The organism is Klebsiella sp. GG_Kp175 (assembly GCF_040062325.1).
GTDB classification, from domain to species: domain Bacteria; phylum Pseudomonadota; class Gammaproteobacteria; order Enterobacterales; family Enterobacteriaceae; genus Klebsiella; species Klebsiella quasipneumoniae.
In genome coordinates this window covers 340490-362109 of the sequence record NZ_JBEAFX010000011.1, presented here as the reverse complement: position 1 = coordinate 362109, position 21620 = coordinate 340490, and the positions used below count along the sequence as shown (strand labels likewise).

Genomic DNA, 21620 nt, shown 5'->3' with positions numbered 1-21620 from the left:
TGAATGCGCCTCTCTCCCGGCCGGGAAGAGAGGCGCTGCATGAATATCAGGCGTAAAAGGCTAACCGCTGGACGAGCAGATCGACAAAGGCTTCGCGGTCCACATCCAGCAGCAGGGTGGTATTGGGCGGATTGCCGGTCAGATGGTAGTAATCGACCACCGTCATCCCCTGGGTATATTTGCCTTCCGTTTCCACGCCGACCCAGCGCTCGATAGTGGTAAAGAGCTCCGGCTTGAGGAGCCAGGCGATAGTGCAGGGGTCGTGGAGCGGTGCGCCGTCGAAGCCCCACTTTTCATCCTTATGGTAGGCCATAAAGAAGTCGAGCAGTTCGGCGACGATAGTGGATACCGGATTGCCAATCTTGCGGAATCGCTCAATATCCGCAGGAAGGATCTGCGCCCGGTGGGTGACATCCAGGCCCGCCATTACCACCGGGATCCCCGACTGAAAGACCATCTCCGCAGCCTGCGGATCAACGTAGATATTAAACTCCGCCGCCGGCTGCCAGTTGCCCAGCCCCATGGCGCCCCCCATGATCACGATGCGGGCGATCTTCACGTGCAGCTCCGGATGGCTGGCGAGCAGCAACGCCACGTTAGTCTGCGGCCCGGTGGCCACCAGTGTCACTGGCTCCCGGCTTTCCCGCAGCATCCTGGCCATCAGCTCGACGGCGGTGCAGTTCTGCGGGGCAAAGGCCGGCTCCGGCAGGTTCGGGCCATCCAGTCCGCTTTCCCCGTGCACGTTATCGGCGATGATCAGGTCGCGCATCAATGGCTTCCACGCGCCGCCGGCGACCGGAATATCCGCTCGGTTCAGCAGGGTCAGCATACGCAGCACGTTGCGCAGGGTCTTCTCCGGCGTCTGGTTGCCTGCGGAGGCGGTGACGGCTTTCACCTCCAGCTCCGGCGAGGCGAGAGCGAGGACCAGGGCGATCGCGTCATCATGTCCCGGATCGCAATCAATCATAATCGGCAGTGCCATAGCAGCTCCTTGTTGGCGTTGTTCTGTGACCAGACTAACGCTGCGGCGCGAAGCAGACGAGATAGTGTGCAGAATAGTGTGATGGCAAGCACGGTTGCACCGGCAATCGCACGGTTAGTCGCGGCGGTCCTGCGTCATCAGGCCTCGCCTTGCGGTGGCGCAAGCTTGCGTCCGCCGCGGCGCGATAGAATAAAAATCGCTAATCCTTACGGATATTAATGGTTTGCTTTTCGGCGAGCGGATTCTTATCCTTAAGAAAACTCAAGAGGTTATGACGATGAAAGATGTAGTAGATAAATGCAGCACCAAAGGCTGCGCCATTGATGTCGGGACGATCATTGATAACGAGGACTGCGTCTACCGGGCTGAGAAATTATTCCCGAGCCGCGAGGAAGCGGAGTCAACCGTAGCCGCCGTTCGCGAGCGTGCCGCCGCGGCGGCGCCCGCCAGTGAACCGCCGCAGGTTGACTACACCCTCGCCGCCGCCGGCGACGAGGTGAAGCTCGATCTGTCCATCGCCTTCTCCTGCCAGGCGGAAAAGATCATTTTCGAATTGTCCCTGAGAAACCTGCTTTAATCAGCGTCCCGGGCGCTAGCGCCTGAGAATAACGCCTTCGCCCGCGAATCCGCGGGCGAAGTCGAGCGTTACTCGAAGCGCCAGGCGAGGTTTAGCCCGATACCGTAGTTGCGTCCGGGCGCGGGCTCGTAGTAGCGTCCGTTGGACTCGTTGACGATGACGGACCCGACGTACTCGCGGTCGAACAGGTTGTCGACCCGGCCGAACAGATCCATATCCATCCTGCCATAGCTCCACTTATAGCCGGTCGTCAGGCCGACCACCGTCCAGGACGGGGCTTTGGCGGTGTTTTCGTCATTCGCCATGATGTCGCTCATGTAGCGAATATCGCTTCCGGCGTACCAGCCCTGCTCAGGCTGATAGCCGAATGAGGCGTAGCCCATATTGCGCGCGATCCCCGGAATACGGTTACCGTTGCAGCTGGCGTCGCCGCAGACGTTGGTGCGATAGGTCGCGTCCAGCCAGGTCCAGGCCGCCTTCAGGCGCCAGCTCTCGCCAAACTGCTGATCCAGTCCCAGCTCCATGCCCTGGCGACGGGTCTTGCCGGCGTTTTTATAGCTGGTGCGCCCGCCGCTGCTGCTGTCGACCACGATCTCATTATCGGTATCAGTCTGGAACAGGGCGGCGGTGAGCAGCCCATTGCCGATCCGCGTCTTGCTGCCGATCTCCACCGTGTCGTTGGTGGAGGGCTTCAGGCCGAAATTAAGGCCGCTCTGGTTATCGGAGCGGTATGACAGTTCGTTGATGGTCGGCGTCTCGAAGCCGCGGCCGGCGGAGAGGTAGACGTTCCACGCGTCGGTCAGGGCATACTTCAGCGAGCCTGCGGGCAGCCATTTGTGATAGCTGGCATCGCCGCTGTCATCGCCATTGCCCGGCGTGATGTAGTAGTCATTCGAATCGAACCATACCGAGCTGTAGCGCACCCCGGCATCGAGCGAAAGTTTGTCGGTGAGCTGCCACTGGGTCTGCAGGTAAGGGTCGACGTTCCACATCAGGTTGCGTTCGTTACGACGCAGCGCGCCCTGTTCGCCATACTGCGGCGCGCCGTTGACCATCACAAAGTTTTCATAGCCTTTGCGGCGCTCGCTCATGTTCTCGTAGTCAAGACCGGCGGTCAGGGTGACCGGCACCAGCAGCTCCCCGCGATGGGTCAGCCGGGTATCGATCCCCTGGTAGTGGCGGGTGAGGTCAATCACCCCGCCGGCGTGGCTCGGCTTCAGCTGCGGCGCGCGCGGGATCGACTGGAACTGGGTGGTTTCGCGTTCCCCGGCGTACATCATGACGCTGAGATCGTCCTGGGCGCTCAGCTGGCGCTCATAGCGCAGACCTGCCTGGGTCTGCCGGGTATTTTTGCGGGTATTATACTGGTCGCCGCGCGGCGACTGGCGCGGGTTATCGCGCCATTCATCGGCGGTTAATCCGCCGGCGTCATTGGCTTTGATATCGACACTATTCAGCAGCAGAGTCAGCTTACTGACGTCGTTGATACGCACCCCCAGCCGGGCGTTGGCCAGATTTTTGCGCGCGCCGCTGTGATCGCGATAGCCGTGGGTGGTGAAGCGGTTAGTCGACACCGTGTAATCCACATCGCCCGCGTGGCTGCCGTCGCCAACGGCGCCGGTGGCTTTCATTCCATAGTGCCAGGTGCCAAAGCTGCCATAGTAGCTGCTGGCTTCCACGGTGGGCGGCTGGGTGCCGGTCTGGCTGGTGACGTTGATCACCCCGCCGGACGAGTTACCGTAGAGGGCAGAGAAGGGGCCGCGCAGCACCTCAATGGTGTCGACGCTGCCGATATCGATATTGGACGTCTGCCCCTGGCCGTCGGGCATGGTCGCCGGAATGCCGTCCACATAGATGCGCAGCCCGCGCACGCCGTAGGTGGAGCGGGAGCCAAAGCCGCGAATCGACAGCTGCAGATCCTGGGCATAGTTTTGCCGGTTCTGCACCTGCAGGCCCGGCACGGCGCCCAGCGATTCAGAAAGGTTGACGCGCGGCGCGGCCTGGCGCATCTCATCCCCATTGACCACGCTGACGGCGGCGGGGGTATCCAGTTCAGAAACGGTGGTTGGCGCAGCGGTCACCACCATGGTTTGTTCATCGGCGGCCTGGGCGGCGGCGATGAGCGGCAGCAGCAGGGCCGGCAAGGCCGCATGTCGCACGGATAGGATTTTCATCGATAGTACTCGGGAGACGAACCAAATGGAACATATGTATATATGTTACCCCGTTTGTAAAATATTTGAAAATTATTAACTGCCGTTGGTTAACGGATAGTGCTCAAGGCTGACGAATTTACCGAACAACAACAATTAGCGCTCCACTTTAATAAGAATAATGATTACTATTCTCATTCAAAACAAGGTAGAGCCATGACTTTGCCGCCGGAAGCGATGTCGGGTCAGCACATACAGGTTTATCAAAGGGAGTCGTCATGTCATTACGTCAGTTTGCCGCGCCGCGTCTGCGCCATTCACTGTTATTCACTTCTCTGCTGCTGGCTGGCAGCTTTAGCGCCCACGCCGCGGAAGAGATGCTGCGCAAGGCCGTCGGAAAAGGGGCCTACGAAATGGCCTACAGCCAGCAGGAGAACGCGCTGTGGGTTGCCACTTCGCAGAGTCGTTCGCTGGACAAGGGCGGGATTGTGTATCGTCTTGACCCCACCACCCTCGACGTGACGCAGATTATTCACAACGATCTGAAGCCGTTCGGCGCCGCTATCAACCATGCCACCGGTACGCTGTGGTTTGGCAATACCGTTGACAGCACCGTCACCGCCATTGACGCCAAAACCGGCGCCGTGAAGGGGCGACTGGTGCTGGACGAGCGTCAGCGCAGTGAAACCGTGCGCCCGCTGCAGCCGCGCGAGCTGGCGGTCAATGAGCAAACCAACACCGTCTACATTACCGGTCTGGGCAAAGAGAGCGTGATTTGGGTGGTGGACGGCGCTACCCTGAAGCTGAAAACGACCATTACCGGCACCGGGGCAATGGCGACGGGCCTGGCGATCGACCCGCAGGCTAAGCGTCTCTATACCACCAACGCCGACGGCGAACTGCTAACCATCGACAGCGAGAACAACACCATTGTGTCGCGCAAAAAATTGCTGGATGACGGCAAGGCGCATTTCTACCTTAACCTGAGCCTCGATACCGCCGGCCACCGCGCCTTTATTACCGACAGCAAGCAGCCGGAAGTGCTGGTGGTCGATACCCGCGACGGCAAGGTGCTGGAGAAAATCGCCGCGCCGGAATCGCTGGCGGTGCTGTTCAACCCCACCCGCAACGAAGCCTATGTGACGCATCGTAAAGCGGGGGAGGTGAGCGTTATCGACGGCAAGAGTTATAAGGTGGTGAAGACCTTTAAAACGCCGACCCATCCCAACAGCCTGGCGCTCTCTGATGACGGCAAAACGCTGTACGTCAGCGTGAAACAAGCTTCCAGCCGTGAGAAAGAGGCCACCGCCCCGGACGATGTGATCCGCATCGCGCTGTAAGGTCCCCGGGCGCGACGACCACTGCCACCGGTGGTCGCGCCCGGCATCTCACCCTCTGTTACAAACGCGTATTGGCCTGATAAACCAGATGGTTATACACTTACCCCTTTCCCGCCTCGCGCGGGCAGTGGTAATCAGTGGAGATAAAATGAAAAAGCCATTCATGGTGATTTGCGCCGGCGCGATGCTGGCCTTGCTGGCAGGCTGTTCGTCCAACTACGTTATGACCACCAAAAGCGGTCAGACGATCGTGACTCACGGCAAGCCGCAGCTGGATAAAGAAACGGGGATGACCAGCTATATCGATGAGTCTGGTAATAAGCGGGAGATTAATAGCAGCGACGTGTCGCAGTTGGTTGAGGATAACTAAGTCCTGACCTCCCGGTTTGCCCGCGATGGACAAACCGGGAGTCCTGCCATTTACTGCTTGAGCGTCGGCGCTGTGCTGTGAATCGCATGCACGCGCTTACGCACGCCAAACCAGCCCGCCACCAACAGCACCGCCAGCAACGGGATGGAGCCAATGGTATAGGTGCCGTTCGGATAATCGAAGGCCATCAGCACCAGCACGCTAAACAGGAACAGCAGCGTCAGCCACGAGGTGAACGGCGCCCCCGGCATTCTGAAGCTCACCTGAGCCGCTTTCCCTTCCTTAATCGCTTTGCGCAGACGCATCTGACACACCACGATAAAGCCCCAGGAAGCAATGATCCCCAGCGAAGCGACGTTGAGGACGATCTCAAACACCTGCGACGGCACCAGATAGTTGAGGAACACCCCGACCACGTACACCGCCAGCGTCGCCAGGATCCCGGCGTAAGGGACGTGGTGACGGCTCATCTTCGACATGAACTTCGGCGCGGAGCCCCCCATCGACATGGAGCGCAGAATACGTCCGGTGCTGTAGAGGCCGGAGTTAAGGCTGGAGAGGGCGGCGGTTAATACCACGATGTTCATCACGCTGCCGATGTACGGCACGCCCAGTTTTGAGAAGAAGGTAACAAACGGGCTCTGTCCCGCCTGGTAGGCGTTCCACGGCAGCAGCAGCACCAGCAGCACCACCGACCCAACGTAAAACAGGCCGATACGCCAGATCACGCTGTTGATGGCCTTCGGCACCATCCTCTCCGGATCTTTACACTCACCGGCCGCGGTGCCCACCAGCTCAATGGAGGCGAAGGCGAAGACCACGCCCTGCACCAGCACCAGCGCCGGCAGGAGGCCGTGCGGGAAGAAGCCGCCGTTATCGGTGATCAGGTGGAAGCCTGTGGCATTACCGTCCAGCGGCTTACCGGAGCCGAGGAAAATGGTACCGACCACGAGAAACGCGACGATCGCCAGTACTTTGACCAGTGCGAACCAGAACTCCATCTCGGCGAACCACTTCACGCCGATCATGTTCATGGTGCCAACGATGGCCAGCGCGCCAAGGGCGAAGACCCACTGCGGCACATCGCCAAAGGCGCCCCAATAGTGCATATACAGCGCCACGGCGGTGATATCGACGATCCCGGTCATTGCCCAGTTAACGAAGTACATCCAGCCGGCCACGTAGGCGGCTTTTTCGCCGAGGAATTCCCTGGCATAAGAGACGAAGCTGCCGCTCGAGGGGCGGTGGAGAACCAGTTCGCCGAGCGCGCGAAGAATAAAGAAAGAGAAGATGCCGCAGACCAGATAGACCAGTGCGAGCGCTGGCCCTGCCATTTGTAAACGTGCCCCGGCGCCGAGGAACAAACCGGTACCGATGGCGCCGCCGATGGCAATCATCTGTACCTGACGGTTGCCCATCGCTTTGTGATAACCCGCTTCGTGTGAGTTGAGCCAGTGGCGTTTTGCAGCATGGTGCTCCGCTGCAGTGTCGTGTTTCGTATTCATTGATGTATCAGTTTCCTGTCAATGCCCATGTTTGCAGCCGGTGTGGAGGACGGCTGGCACATTATGCTGGCTTTCTCATCATTCTGACGTAGGAGATAAGCTCAGACATGGCGCTGAATCCTACACGTAACCTAATAGTTACGCACCTAAAACATTTACCGATAGCATTTGACAGATTTATCAATGAGATCAGCGTCGCAGAGTTTCCCGCAACAGAATGAAAGCGCTGGTATGTTGGCGTCGACTGGGGTAATAGCGAGGCTGTCCGGGGACGGCGTGGGGCCAGTTCGCCTGCTGGCGCATTCGTTGGTCACAGGCGATAGCCAGCTGTTCGCCGAGTCGCAGCCCAGCGTTTAACCGGTCATCGACGACCACCGTTTGGCCATTATCATCAGTGCTTTTGATGTTAATATCCGGATATTTCAGCATAAATGGCTTCAGCGTCAGTCACGGCGGGGATGCGCAGACGGGAGAAGCATGACGCCTGTCTGCCGAAGAGCAGAATGAACAGAGCGGTTAAGCCTTAGTGTTTAATTCATTCTGGCGGCGCAGGTATTGTAAGATGCATCAGACCCATAGCGCCAGGCGACCCCACACAATGACCCCCTTACACTTTCATAAATATCACGGACTGGGTAATGATTACCTGGTATGCCATCGCGCCGTTGCCGACCAGCTGAGCAACGAGCATATTCGAATTCTGTGCCATCGCCACTATGGCGTTGGTTCCGATGGTCTGCTGATCGACAGCGGCGATCAAACCCATCCCACGCTGCGTATTATTAATCCGGACGGCTCCGAGGCGGAGAAAAGCGGTAATGGGCTACGGATCTATGCGCGCTATCTGTTTGATATCGGTCGCGTCGGCCATGAGCCTTTTTTAGTGCACACGGTGGGCGGAGATGTCTATTGCACCGTGGAGAGTGATTTTCATCAGATTAGCGTGGATATGGGGCGGGCGAATTTCAATCCGGCGGCGTTACCCGCCTTAGTGAATTTGCCCGAGGCAGTGAATTATCCGTTGACGCTGGCGGATGAAACCCTGTCCGTCGTGCTGGTCTCCATGGGCAATCCCCACTGCGTTGTCCTCGTGGATAAGCTCGACCTGGAACAGGTTCATCGTTTAGGACCGCAAATTGAACATCATCCCTTATTCCCCAAACGCTGCAATGTGCAGTTCGTGGAAATTGTCGATCGCCATACGCTGAAGATTGGTATCTGGGAGCGGGGCGCCGGGTTTACGATGGCCTCCGGGAGCAGCAGCTGCGCGGCGGCCAGCGCCATGCGCCGGTTAGGGAGGGTGGACGATCGGGTGGATGTCAACATGCCAGGCGGCCAGCTGTGCATCACCTTCGGCGCGGATTTTCAGGTCCGTATGCGTGGCCCGGTGCATAAAATCGCCAGCCTGACGCTGGATAAAGACTGCTTTGTTGGCGGCAGCGCCATCTTTACTGGCGCTGCATAACAGATGGCGCGGTCAGCCTGAAATTAACTCTCCTGAGGATCAGCCGACGGCCCGTTTGCCGAACAAACGATGGTGGCATGATCCCACCAGGCATTGTGCTTAACGTTGGTGGCAAGGACGCTAAACTGCGCCTGCTGTATCTCATTCAGTAAAGCCGGGAGGGGTTTAAGCGTACGCCAGGGCTGCCCCTCTTTCAGGAGATGATGCTTGACAGGATCGTAAGTGGCGAGGTCTTCTGCGTAACGCGGGAGCTCGCACATCGAGCCGATCACCAGCCGGCCAGCGGGTTGAAGTCATCTTCTCGCCCCGTCAGAGCCTGGCTCCGCTCTCTGGTGCCTCGCCTGCGAGTAGCGCATAATGGCAACCTTTCCAATTCGTTACGGGCAGGAAAGCCGGTATGTTGAAGAAATTGTGTTTATTAACCCTTATCTCTGCCTTGGGCGCGGGCTGCGCACCGTTACAGCCCTCCGGCTGTCATAAAACGACCGCGACGGGAAGCTGTGGCTCTGGCCGCTGGGACGATCGGGATGAGTGGGGCGCCCAGGCGCGGGCCATTAGGGCCGCGATACTAGCCCAGATGGATACCCCCGAGCGCTGGCAGGGTAAGAAATGCAGGTTGCATTTAGCCTTTGCGCAGGATGGCACGGTTTTACATGTCTCGACCAGCAACGGTAACAAAGCCTATTGTGACGAGTTAGCCGCTGCTGCCAGGAAGGCCACGTTCCCGCCTTTTAACAACCCCGATGTCTTCCGGGATTTTCAGCAGTCCGGCTTTGATATGCAGGGTTAAATTGACTGTCTGGTCGGCTTTTGCCGGCTGGAAAAGCCTGGCGACACCGCGTGTGCGTGGCTGACCGTGGTTGCCGGGGAATCTCACCACTTTTTTCATTGCGCTTGCTGTCGTCAGCGGCTGTTACACATTGCCTTTTCTCATCCGGGCAAAGGCGGCGAACAACGGGAATGGCTACCAGGGAGAAAGAGAGATGAACATCAACGTGGTCGGCACCAGCGGCTCAGGCAAATCCACTCTGGCCCGGCGCCTGGCGCACCGGCTGGGACTACCCTGGATCGAGCTCGATCGCCTGTACTGGCGGCCGAACTGGCAGGGCACGCCGGATGAGGCGTTTTTCGCCGCTATTGCCGCCGCTACGGCCTCGCCGGGCTGGGTGCTGGATGGCAATTACAATCGCAGCCGCGGGGTCAAATGGCGCGAGGTGGATCTGGTGATCTGGCTGGATTATGGCCTCTGGCGCACGCTGCGCCAGGCGGTGTGGCGGGCCGCGAGCCGGGCGTGGCGACAACAGGAGCTATGGCCGGGCACCGGCAACCGCGAGAGTTTCCGCCGTTCGTTCTGCAGCCGGGAATCCATCATCCTCTGGACGCTGAAGACCTGGCGGCAGAATCGTCGACGCTATCTGGCCGATATGCAGGATCCGCAATATCGGCATATTCGCTTCGTCCGGCTGCGCAGTCCGCGGCAGGCCGAGGCGCTGCTCCGCGAGCTGGAAGCGCAGCGGTCAGGCGGGCATATCTAATTTTCAGCAGTACACATGTGAATTAATTGTTTCTCAATAGTTAGCAGAGATTTTAATAATGCAGGCACGTACTTTCATATGAGCCTGCGAAATGTCTTATCGAATCAGTATCCTGGATAAAAGTCCGCTTGCCGCCGGGGAAACCGCCGCGCAGGCGCTGGCGCGCACATTAACGCTGGCGCAACACGCCGAAGCCTGGGGCTATCACCGCTTCTGGGTCGCCGAACACCACAATACCGATCAGCTGGCGAGCCCCTCTCCGGAGCTGGTTATCGCCTGGCTGCTGGGCCGCACCCGGCGCATTCGTCTTGGGTCCGGCGGCGTCATGCTCCAGCACTACAGCCCCTATAAAGTCGCGGAAAACTTTAACCTGCTGGCCGCCCTCGCGCCGGGTCGCATCGATCTCGGGGTGGGCAAGGCGCCTGGCGGCCTGCCGCTCTCCACCCGCGCCCTGCAGCAGGGCCTGCATCAGGAGGAGAAAGGGACCTTTGCCGATCAGCTGGCGCAGCTGGATAACTGGCTGTCACTGACTGAGCCAGGGGGAGAGGAGAGCCTGCGCGCCACGCCGATCCCGCCGCGCCGGGCCGACGGATTTCTGCTCGGCGCCAGCCTGGAGAGTGCGGAACTGGCCGCCCGTCTTGACTGGAACTTTGTCTTTGCCGCCCATCTCAATGGCGACAGCGCGCTGCGCCGCACGGTGATCAACCGCTGGCGCGAGCTCAGCCCGCGTGAGGCGATCGTCGCCGTGCAGGTGGTGGTGGCTGACGATCCGGCCACCGCCGCTGCGCTGGCGCAGCAGGTCGAGGTGTGGGGCGTCGAGCTGGAGAACGGCCAGCGGGTGACCGTCGGCAGTGAGGCTCAGGCCGTCGCCTTTGCCCGCCAGGCTGGCAGCCGGCCGACACGCATCCACCGCCGCGAATCTTCACTGATCTCCGGTACTCCCGAACAGGTTAAAGCCCGGCTTGACGCGCTGCAGGCGGAAGATCAGCTGGATGAACTCATCATTGATACCCCCATTAGCGACGGGCCAGCGCGCCTGCGCTCCCTGCGCCTGCTGGCGCAGGCTCACTACGGCAAGGAGGTGCTGAATGTCCTTTGAACAACAACTGATTAGCTGGCGGCGCGAGCTGCACCAGAACCCAGAGCTCTCCCTACAGGAAGTAGCCACCACCGCGCGGATCCGCGACTGGCTGCAGAGCGGCGGGCTGACTCTGCTGCCCTTCGATCTGAAAACCGGGCTGGTCGCCGAAGTCGGCAGCGGCGACAAGGTGATTGCCCTGCGGGCGGACATCGACGCGTTGCCCATCGAGGAGGCGACCGGTCTGCCTTACCGCTCGCAAAATGAAGGGGTGATGCATGCCTGCGGCCATGATATTCACACCAGCGTGATGCTGGGGGCGGCGCTGCTGCTGAAGGATCGGGAAGCGGAACTCCCGGGGCGGGTACGGATCCTGTTTCAGCCGGCGGAAGAAAATTTTGGCGGCGCGAAAACCCTGATCCGCGCCGGGGCGCTGGAGGACGTGTCGGCGATCTTTGGTATGCACAATGAGCCCGGCCTGCCGGTGGGCGAATTTGCCACCCGCGGCGGCGCGTTCTACGCCAACGTCGATCGCTTCGTCTTCAAAGTGACCGGGAAGGGGGCGCATGCCGCCCGCCCACATGAAGGAAAGGATGCGATCCTGCTGGCCAGCCAGCTGGTGACGGTGCTGCAGAGCGTAGCCAGCCGGGAAGTGAACACCCTCGACTCGGTGGTGCTCAGCGTGACGCGGATCCAGGGAGGCAATACCTGGAACGTGCTGCCGGAGAGCGTCGAACTGGAGGGGACGCTGCGCACCCACAGCAGTGAAGTGCAACAGCGTGTCAAAGCCCGGGTCAGCGAGATTGCGGCCGGTTTCGCCAGCGCTTTTGGCGCGCAGATTGACGTCTTCTGGTACGCCGGCCCGACGGCGCTGGTCAACGACGCCCGCTGGGCCGACTTCGCCAGCGAGGTGGCAGCTCAGGCCGGGTATCGCACTCACTACGCCGATCTGCATCTCGGTGGCGAAGATTTTGCGGTCTATCTTCAGCATATTCCCGGGGCGTTCGTCAGCATCGGCAGCGCCAGCGAATATGGTCTGCACCATCCGGCATTTAATCCGGATGAACGGCTGATTGCGCCCGCGGCACATTATTTCGCCCGGCTCGCGGAAGAAGCGTTACAACACATTTAACGGATGGCAGGGGAAGGGGTAGCTATGTCTGAAAATCGACAATTGCGTCTGGGAACCATATTACATGGTGCATCGGGAAATATGTCCGCATGGCGTCATCCGGCGGCCCAGGCCGACGCCAGTATTAATTTTGATTTTGTTACAGAGACGGCGTTAAAAGCGGAAGCGGGTAAGCTGGATTTTATTTTTGTCGCCGACGGTTTATATATTAATGAAAAATCGATTCCCCATTTTTTAAATCGCTTCGAGCCCTTAACGGTGCTTTCCGCGCTGGCCGCGGTTACCCGGCGGCTGGGGCTGGTGGGGACCTTATCCACTTCGTACAGCGAGCCGTTTACCACCGCCCGACAGTTCGCCAGCCTTGACCATTTAAGCCAGGGGCGGGCGGGCTGGAACGTGGTCACTTCGCCGCTGGAAGGGTCGGCGAAAAACTTCTCCCGGGCCCAGCATCCGGATCATGCGCTGCGCTATCGCATTGCCGATGAATATCTGCAGGTGGTAAAAGGCTTATGGGATTCGTGGGAAGAGGACGCCTTTGTGCGCAATAAGGAGACTGGCCAGTTCTTTGACAAAAATAAGCTGCATACGCTCGATCATCACGGCGATTTCTTTAAAGTGGCCGGGCCGCTGAATATTGCCCGCACGCCGCAGGGACGACCGATTATTTTCCAGGCTGGCGCGTCGAACGACGGTAAAAAATTAGCCGCACGCCACGCCGATGCCATTTTTACCCATCAGGAGTCGCTGGCCGAGGCGCAGGCATTTTACCAGGACGTGAAAAGCCAGCTGGCGGCATGGCAGCGCACCCCGGATCAACTGCATATTTTCCAGGGCGTCAGCGTCATTGTCGGAGATGACGCCGAGGACGCGGAGCGCCAGTACCAGGCCACCGCGGCGCTGGTCTCCATCGAGGATGCGCTGAACTATCTTGGGCGCTATTTCGAGCACCATGATTTTTCGCAGTACCCGCTTGATGAACCGTTCCCGGATATTGGCGACCTGGGACAAAACAGCTTCCGCAGCACCACCGACGAGATTAAACGTCACGCCCGCGAGCGGGGATTAACCCTGCGCCAGGTGGCCCTGGAGGCCGCGAGCCCACGTCCGCGCTTTACCGGCACCGCCAGCGATGTCGCCGATGGCCTGCAGCTGTGGTTCGAACAGCGCGCGGCGGACGGTTTCATCATTCAGGGCGGCACGCCGGAAACCTTCCCGCGCTTTGTTGACGAGGCGGTGCCTCTGTTACAGGCGCGCGGTCTGTTCCGTCGCGACTATCCGGGCACCACCCTGCGGGAAAGTCTGGGCCTGGCGCTACCCGCTAATCAATTCCAAAAATAAGAAAAGAGAATCACGCTATGCAGAAAACAACACTCTTGCTGGCCGTCGCGTTGGCATTTAGCGCCTCGTCGTGGGCACAGGACGTCAAGATCAATGGCACCGGGGTAAGCCTGGAGGCCAACAAAACGCCGATTCACACAGCGAAAAACCCGAAGGCCATTGCCCTGTTGCCGAAAGATCTGCATCTGGCGGTGCCGGGGAAATTCACCGTCGCGGTGGCGGCCCTGAACTCACCGCCGCTGACGGTCTTCGCCGATGACAACAAAACCCTGCTCGGCAGCGAGGCGGATATCGCCCGGCTGGTGGCGGAGAGTCTCGGGCTGGAGGTGAACGTAGTTCCCACCTCCTGGGAAGACTGGCCGCTGGGAGTCACCTCCGGCAAATATGATGCCGCGATCAGCAATATTACCGTCACCAAAGAGCGAAAAGAAAAGTTCGATTTCGCCACCTACCGCAAAGATTCGCTGGGCTTCTACGTCAAAAGCACCAGTCCGCTGAACAAAATTGACAAGGCGGAGGACATCGCCGGGCTGAAGATTATCGTCGGCTCCGGTACTAACCAGGAGGCGATCCTGCTGGCGTGGAACGCGGAGAACGTCAAGAAGGGGCTGAAGCCGTTTACCCCGGTTTACACCAAGGATGATGCCGCCCAGACGCTGGCGCTGCAGACCGGGCGAGCCGACGCCTTTTTCGGCCCTAACGTAATTGGCGCATGGAAGGCGGCGCTGACCGGCAAAACCAAACTGGTGGGCAGCGTCGACGGCGGCTGGCCGAAAGCGGCGCATATCGCGGTAACGCTGAAAAAAGACAGCGGGCTGGTGAATGCCGTCCAGGCGGCGCTGAACGGCGCTATCGCCAGCGGGGACTACGCCAAAGTGCTTAACCGCTGGGGCGAAGGGGTGGAAAGCATACCGCAATCGGAAATCAACCCGCCCGGGCTGGGCGACTGACAGGAGGCGCGATGAGCGAAGCATTCCGCGATATTTCTCCGGACGCACCGGAGCTGCAGCCGATTATTAGCGGGCTGTTTGCTGAATACGCCGCCCGCTACGGCGACTATTTTTCCCGCGATGCGGAAGTGGAGTTGAGCGAGTGGTATTTGCCGCCGCAGGGGCTGTTTATCGTCCTTGAGCGTGAGGGCGAAATTATCGCCACCGGCGCTTATAAACCTAAGGATCGCCACACCGCAGAGATCAAACGTATCTGGACGCACCGCCGTCTGCGCCAGCAGGGGCTGGCGGCGAAAGTAGTTCAGGAGCTGGAGCGGCGGGCGGTGCTGGCCGGGTACAGCCATATCTACCTGACCACCGGCTTCCGCCAGCCGGAGGCGGTAAAGCTCTATCTCAGCCAGGGGTATGAGGCGCAGTTTGACCTCGCGCGAGACCCGGAAGAGTACAGTCAGCCGCCTTACGATGGCCGGCTGCGGTTCACTAAAGCGCTGGCGGTGAGCGCCTTTAGCCACAGCGCCTGAGGAGGCATTATGCATACATCTGAAACGATAAAAGTGGTGCCGGCGCGCTATCCGCTGCGGGTGGTGGGAGCCCTGGTGGCCCTGCTGGTGCTGGCGGTAGTGATCCAGTCGGTGGCCTTCAACCCGCGCTGGGAGTGGGGCGTCTTCGCCCGCTGGTTCTTTGACCCGGTGATCCTCGAAGGGCTGGGACAAACCCTGCTTCTGACCCTGCTCGGCACGGTGCTGAGCGTGATCTTCGGCGGCCTGCTGGCGCTGGCCCGCTTGTCCTCATCCTGGCTGCTCAGCAGCCTCGCCTGGAGCTATATCTGGCTGTTTCGCTCGCTGCCGCTGATTGTAGTGCTGATCATTCTCTACAACTTCTCCTATCTTTACGACACCCTGTCGCTGGGGATCCCGTTTACCGGCGTCACCTGGGCCAGCTACCAGACGATAAACGTGCTGGGGCAATTCTCCACGGCGGTGGTGGGCCTGACCCTGGTGCAGAGCGCCTATACCGCGGAGATTATTCGCGGCGGCTTCCTCGGCGTTGACCATGGGCAGTATGAGGCCGCTGCCGCGCTGGGGCTGCCCGCCTGGCGACGCACGCTGCGCATTATTTTGCCGCAGGCGCTGCGCACCATTCTGCCATCCGGCTTCAATGAGATCATCAGTCTGGCGAAAGGAACGGCGATGGTGTATGTCCTGGCGATGCCGGAGCTGTTCTACACCATCCAGATGATCTACAACCGTACCCAGGAGGTGATCCCGCTGTTGATGGTCGGCGCCGCCTGGTATCTGGCGATCACCAGCGTTCTCTCCGCCATTCAGTACCTGGTGGAACGTGGACTGGCGCGCAGCGAGCGCCGCTCGGCGGTGAACAGCGCCCGCAGCAGCCGTCTGAATCAACCCGCACGTCAACCACAGCCCCAGGAGGCCGTCCATGCCCAGCTCTCGTAATGGCCATATCTCTATCACCGGCGTCAGCAAATACTATGGCCGCCACAAAGCGCTGGACGATGTGTCCTTGGAGATACTTCCGGGCACGGTGACGGTGATCCTCGGCCCTTCCGGTTCGGGCAAGTCCACGCTGCTGCGCACCATTAATCACCTCGAGCGCGTTGATGAGGGGTTTATTCAGATTGATGGCGACTATATCGGCTATCGCCGCAAAGGCGACAAGCTGTATGAGATGAAAGAGAAGGAGATCCTCCGCCAGCGGATCAACGTCGGCTACGTGTTTCAGAACTTTAACCTGTTTCCGCACCTGACGGTGCTGGAGAACCTGATAGAGGCGCCGATCGCCCACAAGCAGGCCACGCGCAAAGAGGCCATTGCCCGTGCCTGGGAGCTGCTGGACGTCGTCGGCCTGCGCAATAAAGCCGACGCCTGGTCGCGGCATCTCTCCGGCGGCCAGCAGCAGCGTATCGCGATTGCCCGGGCGCTGGCGCTGGACCCGCGGGTGATCCTGTTTGATGAGCCCACCTCGGCGCTGGATCCGGAGCTGGTGGGCGAGGTACTGGATGTCATCAAGAAGCTGGCGCGCTCTGGCACCACTCTGGTGGTGGTCACCCACGAGGTTGGCTTTGCCCGCGAGGTGGCCGATCAGGTGGTGTTTATGGTCGACGGCAGGATCGTCGAGCAGGGCAGCAGCGATGAGGTGCTCAACCATCCGCAGCATCCGCGTACCCGGCAGTTTTTATCCAGGGTGCTGCCGTCATGAACAGAGCGATAGTGACCCTTGTGCTCAGCGCCCTCGCCATGGACGCTCAGGCGGCGCTGGATCTGCGCGCCAATGAGCAGCCATTGCCGGTCACCCGCGACCCGCAGGCGATCGCGAAAATTCCGCCGGGCTATCGCTTCGTCGAGCCGGGGACGCTGACGGTGGCGATCTCGGCGCTCAATTCGCCGCCGCTGGCGCTGCTGGCCAGCGACAACCGCACGCGGATCGGCAGCGACCCGGATATGGCCCGCCTGCTGGCCGGAAGCCTTGGCCTGAAACTCAGGCTGGTGCCCACCGCGTGGGAGGACTGGCCGCTGGGCATCGCCGCCGGCCGCTACGATGTGGCGCTGATTAATATCGCGGTAACCGAGAAGCGCAAAGAGAAGTTCGATTTCGCCACCTACCGGGTGGACTCCCTGGCCTTCTCAGTGAAATCCACCAGCGACATCGCCGCGGTAAACGGACCCGCAGACCTCGCCGGGCGCAAAGTGATCGTCGGGTCCGGCACCAACCAGGAGCGGATCCTGCTGGGCTGGAATGAGGACAACCGGGCCGCCGGGCGGCCGCCGGCCCAGCCGGTCTACCTGACCGATGATGCCTCCGGCAACCTCTATATCCAGTCCGGGCGGGCGGATATCTTTTTCGGTCCGCAGTCGGTGGCCGCCTATAAAGCGGCCCTTAATGGCCAGACCCGGGTGGTAGGCCTGGGGCCGAAAAAAGCGTGGGTGGCGACGACCACTAAAAAAGGTAACGGCCTGGTCTTTGCCCTGCAGGCAGCCCTCGACGGGGCGATCGCCCGTGGTGAATATCAGCAGGTGCTGGCGCGCTGGGGAGAGCAGGGCGAAGCGGTGGCGCAGTCGGTGGTCAACCCGCCGGGGATCACCTACTAACCACCCGGGCCATGGTATGCCGTTTGGGTGAGCGGTAATTTTCTGCCTACACTTAGGCTTTACCCTGGAGGCAGACCATGATAACCGTTTATGGCGTGCCGGGATGGGGCTCGACGATTAGCGAGCTGATGCTCTCCCTGGCCGATATTCCCTACGAGGTGGTTGACGTGGAGGGCTTTGACCAGCCCGGTCCGGCGCGCGAGCGTCTGCGGCAGATTAACCCGCTGTGCCAGGTGCCTACGCTGCAGCTGGCCGATGGGAGCATCATGACCGAAACCGCCGCCATCGCGCTGATGATCCTCGATCAGCGTCCCGATCTGGCCCCCGCGCCGGGGACGCCGCAGCGTCAACAGTTCCAGCGTCTGCTGGTCTGGCTGGTGGCCAATGTCTATCCTACCTTTACCTATGCCGATTACCCGGAACGCTGGGCGCCCGCCGCCGCGGAGCAGCTGGTGGAGAATTGTCGCCAGTACCGGAAAAATCTCTATCTCTGGTTCGAACAGCAGCTTGCCGCCGGGCCGTGGGCGCTGGGCGCGTCGGTAACGTTGCTGGATTGCTATATCGCGGCGATGTACAGCTGGGGGCCGCGACAGGCGTGGTTTGACGACCACGCGCCAAAATTCGCCGCCATCGCCCGGGCGGTCTGTCAGCGACCGGAGCTGGCCGTGGCGCTACGCCGTAACAAGCTGATTTAACGCACGCGATGGCAACCAGAACGGCCATTCTGTGGTAGCGTTATGGCTCTGACCACAAGGAGTCTTTGCTATGCCGCATGTAGATATTAAATGTTTTCCCCGTGAACTGACTGACGAACAAAAAAACGCGCTGGCCGCCGACATCACAGAGGTGCTGATCCGCCATCTGAACAGCAAAGAGAGCGCCGTCAGCGTCGCGCTGACTCAGGTCGAGCCGGACGCGTGGCAGGCGGTGTGGGACAGTGAGATCGCCCCGCAGATGGCGCAGCTGATAAAGAAGCCGGGTTATAGCATGTAATTGTCACTGGCGGGCATGATGCCCGCCAGTGACGCTCGGTCAGAACCAAATCTCCGTCTGCACGCCGAAGTTCCATGTCCCGCCAGCGGTGAAGCCTTTGCTGCCGAAATCATCGTTGATCGCATAACGATCCAGGTCTTTATCCCAGTTCATCCACGTGACAAAGAAACGTATCTCCGGCCGCGCTTTGATATCAAACACATCGCCCACTTTAAAGGTGGGGGCGAAGGTCAGCTTGTAGAAATCACCGCGCACCGCCTGATACTGATAAACGTTGTCATTATAGCGATAGCTGCGCCCGTTCGGATTGAGATCCATATACTGCCACGAGGCCTCATACAGCAGGGCGAAGTGAGCGGAGATCCCTTGCGATACCCGCAGGTTAAACGTCGCCCAGTCGTAGCGGTCGCCGTCGCGATAGCGGTCTTCGCTGTGCTGGGCTATCACCGACGGCGCCAGCTGCCAGTTTTTCCCCAGCGGCAGGATCCCGTACGACGCAAAGCGCAGGGAGGCCGCGTTCTCGGTCAGGTCGCCATCGCTCCCCGGCTGACGCGCTTCGGCGCCCAGCCCGACGCCGTACTGCAGGGCGCTTTCCGACACCCCCGGCGCCAGGCCGTAGAACTGCTGTTTGTCGTGGAGGGCCAGCATCGCGTAGTAGCCGTTTTTGGCGGTGTTATCGCTGCGCAGGGCATAGCTCCCGGTGGTCGAGGTATTATCTTTCAGGTCATCGTTGCCCTGGGCGGTCATCACCGTGGTCATCAGCTGCCAGTTGCCGTAAAAATGGTTTGCGGTGAACAGCAGATTCTGGATGTCATTATCCGCGTAATTATCGCTGCCAAGGTCGCCGAAGTTACGCGCATACACCGAATAATCGCCGCGCAGGCCGCTTCCCCAGTCGACATCATTGATCCCGCCGCCGGTGCCACCGAGGAACATGATGTCGCTATCGGTAAAGTGGATATCGAAGTTATCCCGATCGAAGCGCTTGCCAGCCCAGATCGAGGCGCGTTTTAACGGCCCGGTGAACTCGGCGAAGTCGCCCATCTCGACGTACAGCTGACGAATGTTCAGATGGTGGCTGTCGTTATCCTGAACCCACGGATCCGGGTTGGTGGCCCCGTCGGCGAGCATGGTCTTAAAGCGCGCCCATGAGCCATCGTTGAAGGTAAGCTTTTTGCCAAAGCTCAGCTCAGCGTAATTATCTTTTTCGTTGCCGAGACGGCCGACGTGGGCATCGCCGTTGAGCGAACTGGCCGGGGAGATACCTGGCCCGCCGCGGGCGCCTTTGCCGTGGCTGTTGACTAACATTCCGGAGCGGGCGTAGGCGTTGAACTCGAAGCCATCGCTGAGGCTGCTTTTCGCCAACTGTTTGTCGGTGTCCTGCTGCTTTTGCTCGGTCGCTGCGGTGCGCTGACTGAGCGCCTGCACCTGCTTTTCCGCTGCCGCCGCGCGCTGTTCCGCGGCGCTGGTGCGCAGCTCCGCCTGCTGCGCCCGGCGTTTAGCTTCTCCCGCCTCCTGCTCCGCATGATTTAGCCGGGCCTCCAACAGAGCCAGCCGTTGCTCGACAGTGAGTGGGGCCGCACTCGCGCCGTAAGCCGAAAAAAGGGCGCAGCAAACCGCTGCGCTTATCAAAGAGATACGCATATCAATCCTTATTTTTTCAGAGGTATGAAGGGTGTGCTGCGCCTTACAGGGCGTGGTTTTCTCCACCAACAGACGATGCGTTCGACGGCGCACGGCGTCCAGCGTCAAGGTCAGCGCGGATCTGCTCGTACTGGTCGTCGAGGCGGTAGAAGCGACCCATCCACAACATTGAGGCCACAATCAGCAGCGCGGGGATATAGAGGTAGCAGGCTTTTATCGCCAGCATCGCGCCGTCGCTTTGCGTCTGGTTAGCGATATAACCGGCGGATGAGAGTAGTACCCCGGTAATGGCTCCTGCGCCCGCCATAGCCACCTTGCCAAGAAAGCCGTTGATGGAGGTTAAAATGCCGGCGGTATTGATGCCGGTTTTCCATACCCCGTAATCCACCGGATCGGCCTGCATGGAAAAGTAAATTGCCGTGCGCTGTCCGGCGCCAAGCGATAACACGACCGCTCCGGCAACCAGACCCCAGCTATTAACGCCTGCCGCCATCATCATACCCATGCCGACCAGGTTGATCGCGCTGGCGACCAGATACACGTGGCGCTTTTTCATTCGGCTGGCGAGCAGCGGCACGGTGAGGGTGCCCAGCAGGGGAACGAAGGTGGAGATTCCGGCGACGACCGCCGTGAGTTCGTTATTGCCGACGTAATAATGGAAGAAGTAGACCAGCGCCCCGGTTTGAAAGAAAAACGCGCCCCACATCAGGAAAATGTTGATGGCGAAGACGAACCACGGTCGATTGGCGCGCAGGCTGACCCAGGCGCGTTTTAAGGTCATGCGCTCCTGAGTAATGCTGATATTTTCCTTAACGTTCCGGAAGCTCACCAGCAGAAAAAAGGTGGCAATAACGCCGAAAACTACCGCCGTATAGAAGAAGCCGTGCTCCTGATTGCCTTTCCCCAGCGCGCCAACCAGCGGCAGAGTGGCGACCGCGACAATGGTCGCCCCGAGCGAGCCGAGCAGAATACGCACTGCCGACAGCGTCGTGCGCTCTCGCGAGTCGTTCGTCAGAAACGGCAGCATGGCGCAGAATGGAATATTAACGAGGGTATAGAGAAACGACAGGCACAAATAGGTGACAAAAGCGTAGATCAGCTTACCGGTGGTGCCGAAATCGGGCACGTAGAAGGCCAGAATACACAGCAGTCCAAAGGGGATCGCGCCAATCAGCAGATACGGACGGCAGCGCCCCCAGCGAGTGGCGGTATTGTCGATCACCAGCCCCATCAGCACGTCGGCCACGCCGTCCACCAGCCGGGTGACCAGGAACATCAGCCCGACATAATAGGCCGGGAGGCCCATCACGTCGGTGTAAAAAAACATCAGATACAGAGAGATCATCTGCCACACAAGGTTGCAGGAGAGATCGGCAATGCCATAGCCAAGGCGCTGCCGCCACAGGGTAAACGTTGTTTCTGCCATAAATCACTCGCTTATCGTTGTT

The 21620-nt window shown here is 60.0% G+C and carries 19 protein-coding genes and 3 pseudogenes; 15 read left to right on the top strand and 7 right to left on the bottom strand.

Annotated features, from left to right (window positions below; all coding sequences use genetic code 11):
* Positions 1-46: 46 nt before the first annotated feature.
* Positions 47-982 (bottom strand): pyrimidine-specific ribonucleoside hydrolase RihA, encoded by a 936-nt coding sequence (gene rihA / locus ABLU73_RS17505; protein ID WP_348850320.1) that lies wholly within the window; start codon positions 980-982, stop codon positions 47-49.
* Positions 983-1259: 277 nt separating this feature from the next.
* On the opposite strand from rihA, the gene ABLU73_RS17500 reads away from it, so the two are divergent.
* The gene (locus ABLU73_RS17500; RefSeq protein WP_020481014.1) at positions 1260-1559 is read left to right on the top strand and encodes a DUF406 domain-containing protein; all 300 of its coding nucleotides are present in this window, start codon (positions 1260-1262) and stop codon (positions 1557-1559) included.
* A gap of 68 nt (positions 1560-1627) precedes the next feature.
* Here the strand turns inward: ABLU73_RS17500 and pqqU are convergent, their stop codons facing one another.
* Positions 1628-3733 (bottom strand): TonB-dependent receptor PqqU, encoded by a 2106-nt coding sequence (gene pqqU, locus ABLU73_RS17495; protein ID WP_017900492.1) that lies wholly within the window; start codon positions 3731-3733, stop codon positions 1628-1630.
* 257 nt (positions 3734-3990) lie between these two features.
* Between pqqU and ABLU73_RS17490 the strand changes: the two genes are divergently transcribed.
* The gene (locus tag ABLU73_RS17490; protein WP_004202746.1) at positions 3991-5052 is read left to right on the top strand and encodes a YncE family protein; all 1062 of its coding nucleotides are present in this window, start codon (positions 3991-3993) and stop codon (positions 5050-5052) included.
* A gap of 148 nt (positions 5053-5200) precedes the next feature.
* Positions 5201-5422 (top strand): YgdI/YgdR family lipoprotein, encoded by a 222-nt coding sequence (locus ABLU73_RS17485; protein WP_002906779.1) that lies wholly within the window; start codon positions 5201-5203, stop codon positions 5420-5422.
* A 50-nt stretch (positions 5423-5472) separates the two neighbouring features.
* Here the strand turns inward: ABLU73_RS17485 and ansP are convergent, their stop codons facing one another.
* The gene (gene ansP / locus ABLU73_RS17480) at positions 5473-6927 is read right to left on the bottom strand and encodes an L-asparagine permease (RefSeq protein ID WP_004202744.1); all 1455 of its coding nucleotides are present in this window, start codon (positions 6925-6927) and stop codon (positions 5473-5475) included.
* Positions 6928-7116: 189 nt separating this feature from the next.
* Positions 7117-7368, bottom strand: a pseudogene (locus ABLU73_RS17475) (hypothetical protein); the annotation flags it as partial.
* A gap of 157 nt (positions 7369-7525) precedes the next feature.
* On the opposite strand from ABLU73_RS17475, the gene dapF reads away from it, so the two are divergent.
* Positions 7526-8392, top strand: a complete 867-nt coding sequence (gene dapF, locus ABLU73_RS17470) for a diaminopimelate epimerase (RefSeq protein ID WP_053810326.1) — start codon at positions 7526-7528, stop codon at positions 8390-8392.
* Between the two features lie 23 nt (positions 8393-8415).
* On the opposite strand, the pseudogene ABLU73_RS17465 reads toward dapF, so the two are convergent.
* Positions 8416-8697: pseudogene (locus tag ABLU73_RS17465) on the bottom strand (class I SAM-dependent methyltransferase); the annotation flags it as partial.
* Between the two features lie 92 nt (positions 8698-8789).
* Between ABLU73_RS17465 and ABLU73_RS17460 the strand changes: the two are divergent.
* The 11 genes and pseudogenes from ABLU73_RS17460 to pptA all read left to right on the top strand — a co-directional run bounded on the left by ABLU73_RS17460 (position 8790) and on the right by pptA (position 18528).
* Entirely contained in the window at positions 8790-9182 is a 393-nt protein-coding gene (locus tag ABLU73_RS17460) for a cell envelope integrity protein TolA (RefSeq protein ID WP_004202738.1), read from the top strand.
* A 193-nt stretch (positions 9183-9375) separates the two neighbouring features.
* Positions 9376-9927 (top strand): shikimate kinase, encoded by a 552-nt coding sequence (locus ABLU73_RS17455; protein WP_043519654.1) that lies wholly within the window; start codon positions 9376-9378, stop codon positions 9925-9927.
* 91 nt (positions 9928-10018) lie between these two features.
* On the top strand, positions 10019-11026 hold the full coding sequence (locus ABLU73_RS17450) for an MsnO8 family LLM class oxidoreductase (protein ID WP_348850319.1): 1008 nt from the start codon (positions 10019-10021) through the stop codon (positions 11024-11026).
* Positions 11016-12137: a M20 peptidase aminoacylase family protein gene (locus ABLU73_RS17445; protein ID WP_032456138.1), complete on the top strand. Its 1122-nt coding sequence runs from the start codon at positions 11016-11018 to the stop codon at positions 12135-12137. The genes ABLU73_RS17450 and ABLU73_RS17445 overlap by 11 nt, the downstream gene beginning before the upstream one ends.
* Positions 12138-12161: 24 nt before the next feature.
* Positions 12162-14425 (top strand): annotated as a pseudogene (locus ABLU73_RS17440) (NtaA/DmoA family FMN-dependent monooxygenase).
* Positions 14426-14436: 11 nt separating this feature from the next.
* Positions 14437-14946 carry a GNAT family N-acetyltransferase gene (locus ABLU73_RS17435; protein WP_004202731.1) on the top strand — a complete coding sequence of 170 codons (510 nt, stop codon included), beginning with the start codon at positions 14437-14439 and terminating at the stop codon, positions 14944-14946.
* 9 nt (positions 14947-14955) lie between these two features.
* A complete protein-coding gene (locus ABLU73_RS17430) occupies positions 14956-15882 on the top strand; it encodes an amino acid ABC transporter permease (protein ID WP_004202730.1) in 927 nt (308 codons plus the stop codon).
* On the top strand, positions 15866-16645 hold the full coding sequence (locus ABLU73_RS17425; protein ID WP_004202729.1) for an amino acid ABC transporter ATP-binding protein: 780 nt from the start codon (positions 15866-15868) through the stop codon (positions 16643-16645). The genes ABLU73_RS17430 and ABLU73_RS17425 overlap by 17 nt, the downstream gene beginning before the upstream one ends.
* Positions 16646-16683: 38 nt before the next feature.
* Positions 16684-17535, top strand: coding sequence for a transporter substrate-binding domain-containing protein (locus tag ABLU73_RS17420; protein ID WP_074437506.1), 852 nt, complete (start codon positions 16684-16686; stop codon positions 17533-17535).
* A gap of 77 nt (positions 17536-17612) precedes the next feature.
* Positions 17613-18230 (top strand): glutathione S-transferase family protein, encoded by a 618-nt coding sequence (locus ABLU73_RS17415; protein ID WP_023297709.1) that lies wholly within the window; start codon positions 17613-17615, stop codon positions 18228-18230.
* Positions 18231-18300: 70 nt separating this feature from the next.
* Positions 18301-18528: a tautomerase PptA gene (gene pptA, locus ABLU73_RS17410; RefSeq protein WP_023313258.1), complete on the top strand. Its 228-nt coding sequence runs from the start codon at positions 18301-18303 to the stop codon at positions 18526-18528.
* Positions 18529-18567: 39 nt separating this feature from the next.
* Here the strand turns inward: pptA and ABLU73_RS17405 are convergent, their stop codons facing one another.
* Both ABLU73_RS17405 and ABLU73_RS17400 read right to left on the bottom strand, forming a co-directional pair.
* Positions 18568-20172 carry a carbohydrate porin gene (locus ABLU73_RS17405; RefSeq protein WP_043519651.1) on the bottom strand — a complete coding sequence of 535 codons (1605 nt, stop codon included), beginning with the start codon at positions 20170-20172 and terminating at the stop codon, positions 18568-18570.
* A 43-nt stretch (positions 20173-20215) separates the two neighbouring features.
* Positions 20216-21598: a glycoside-pentoside-hexuronide (GPH):cation symporter gene (locus ABLU73_RS17400; RefSeq protein WP_043519650.1), complete on the bottom strand. Its 1383-nt coding sequence runs from the start codon at positions 21596-21598 to the stop codon at positions 20216-20218.
* Positions 21599-21620 lie beyond the last annotated feature (22 nt).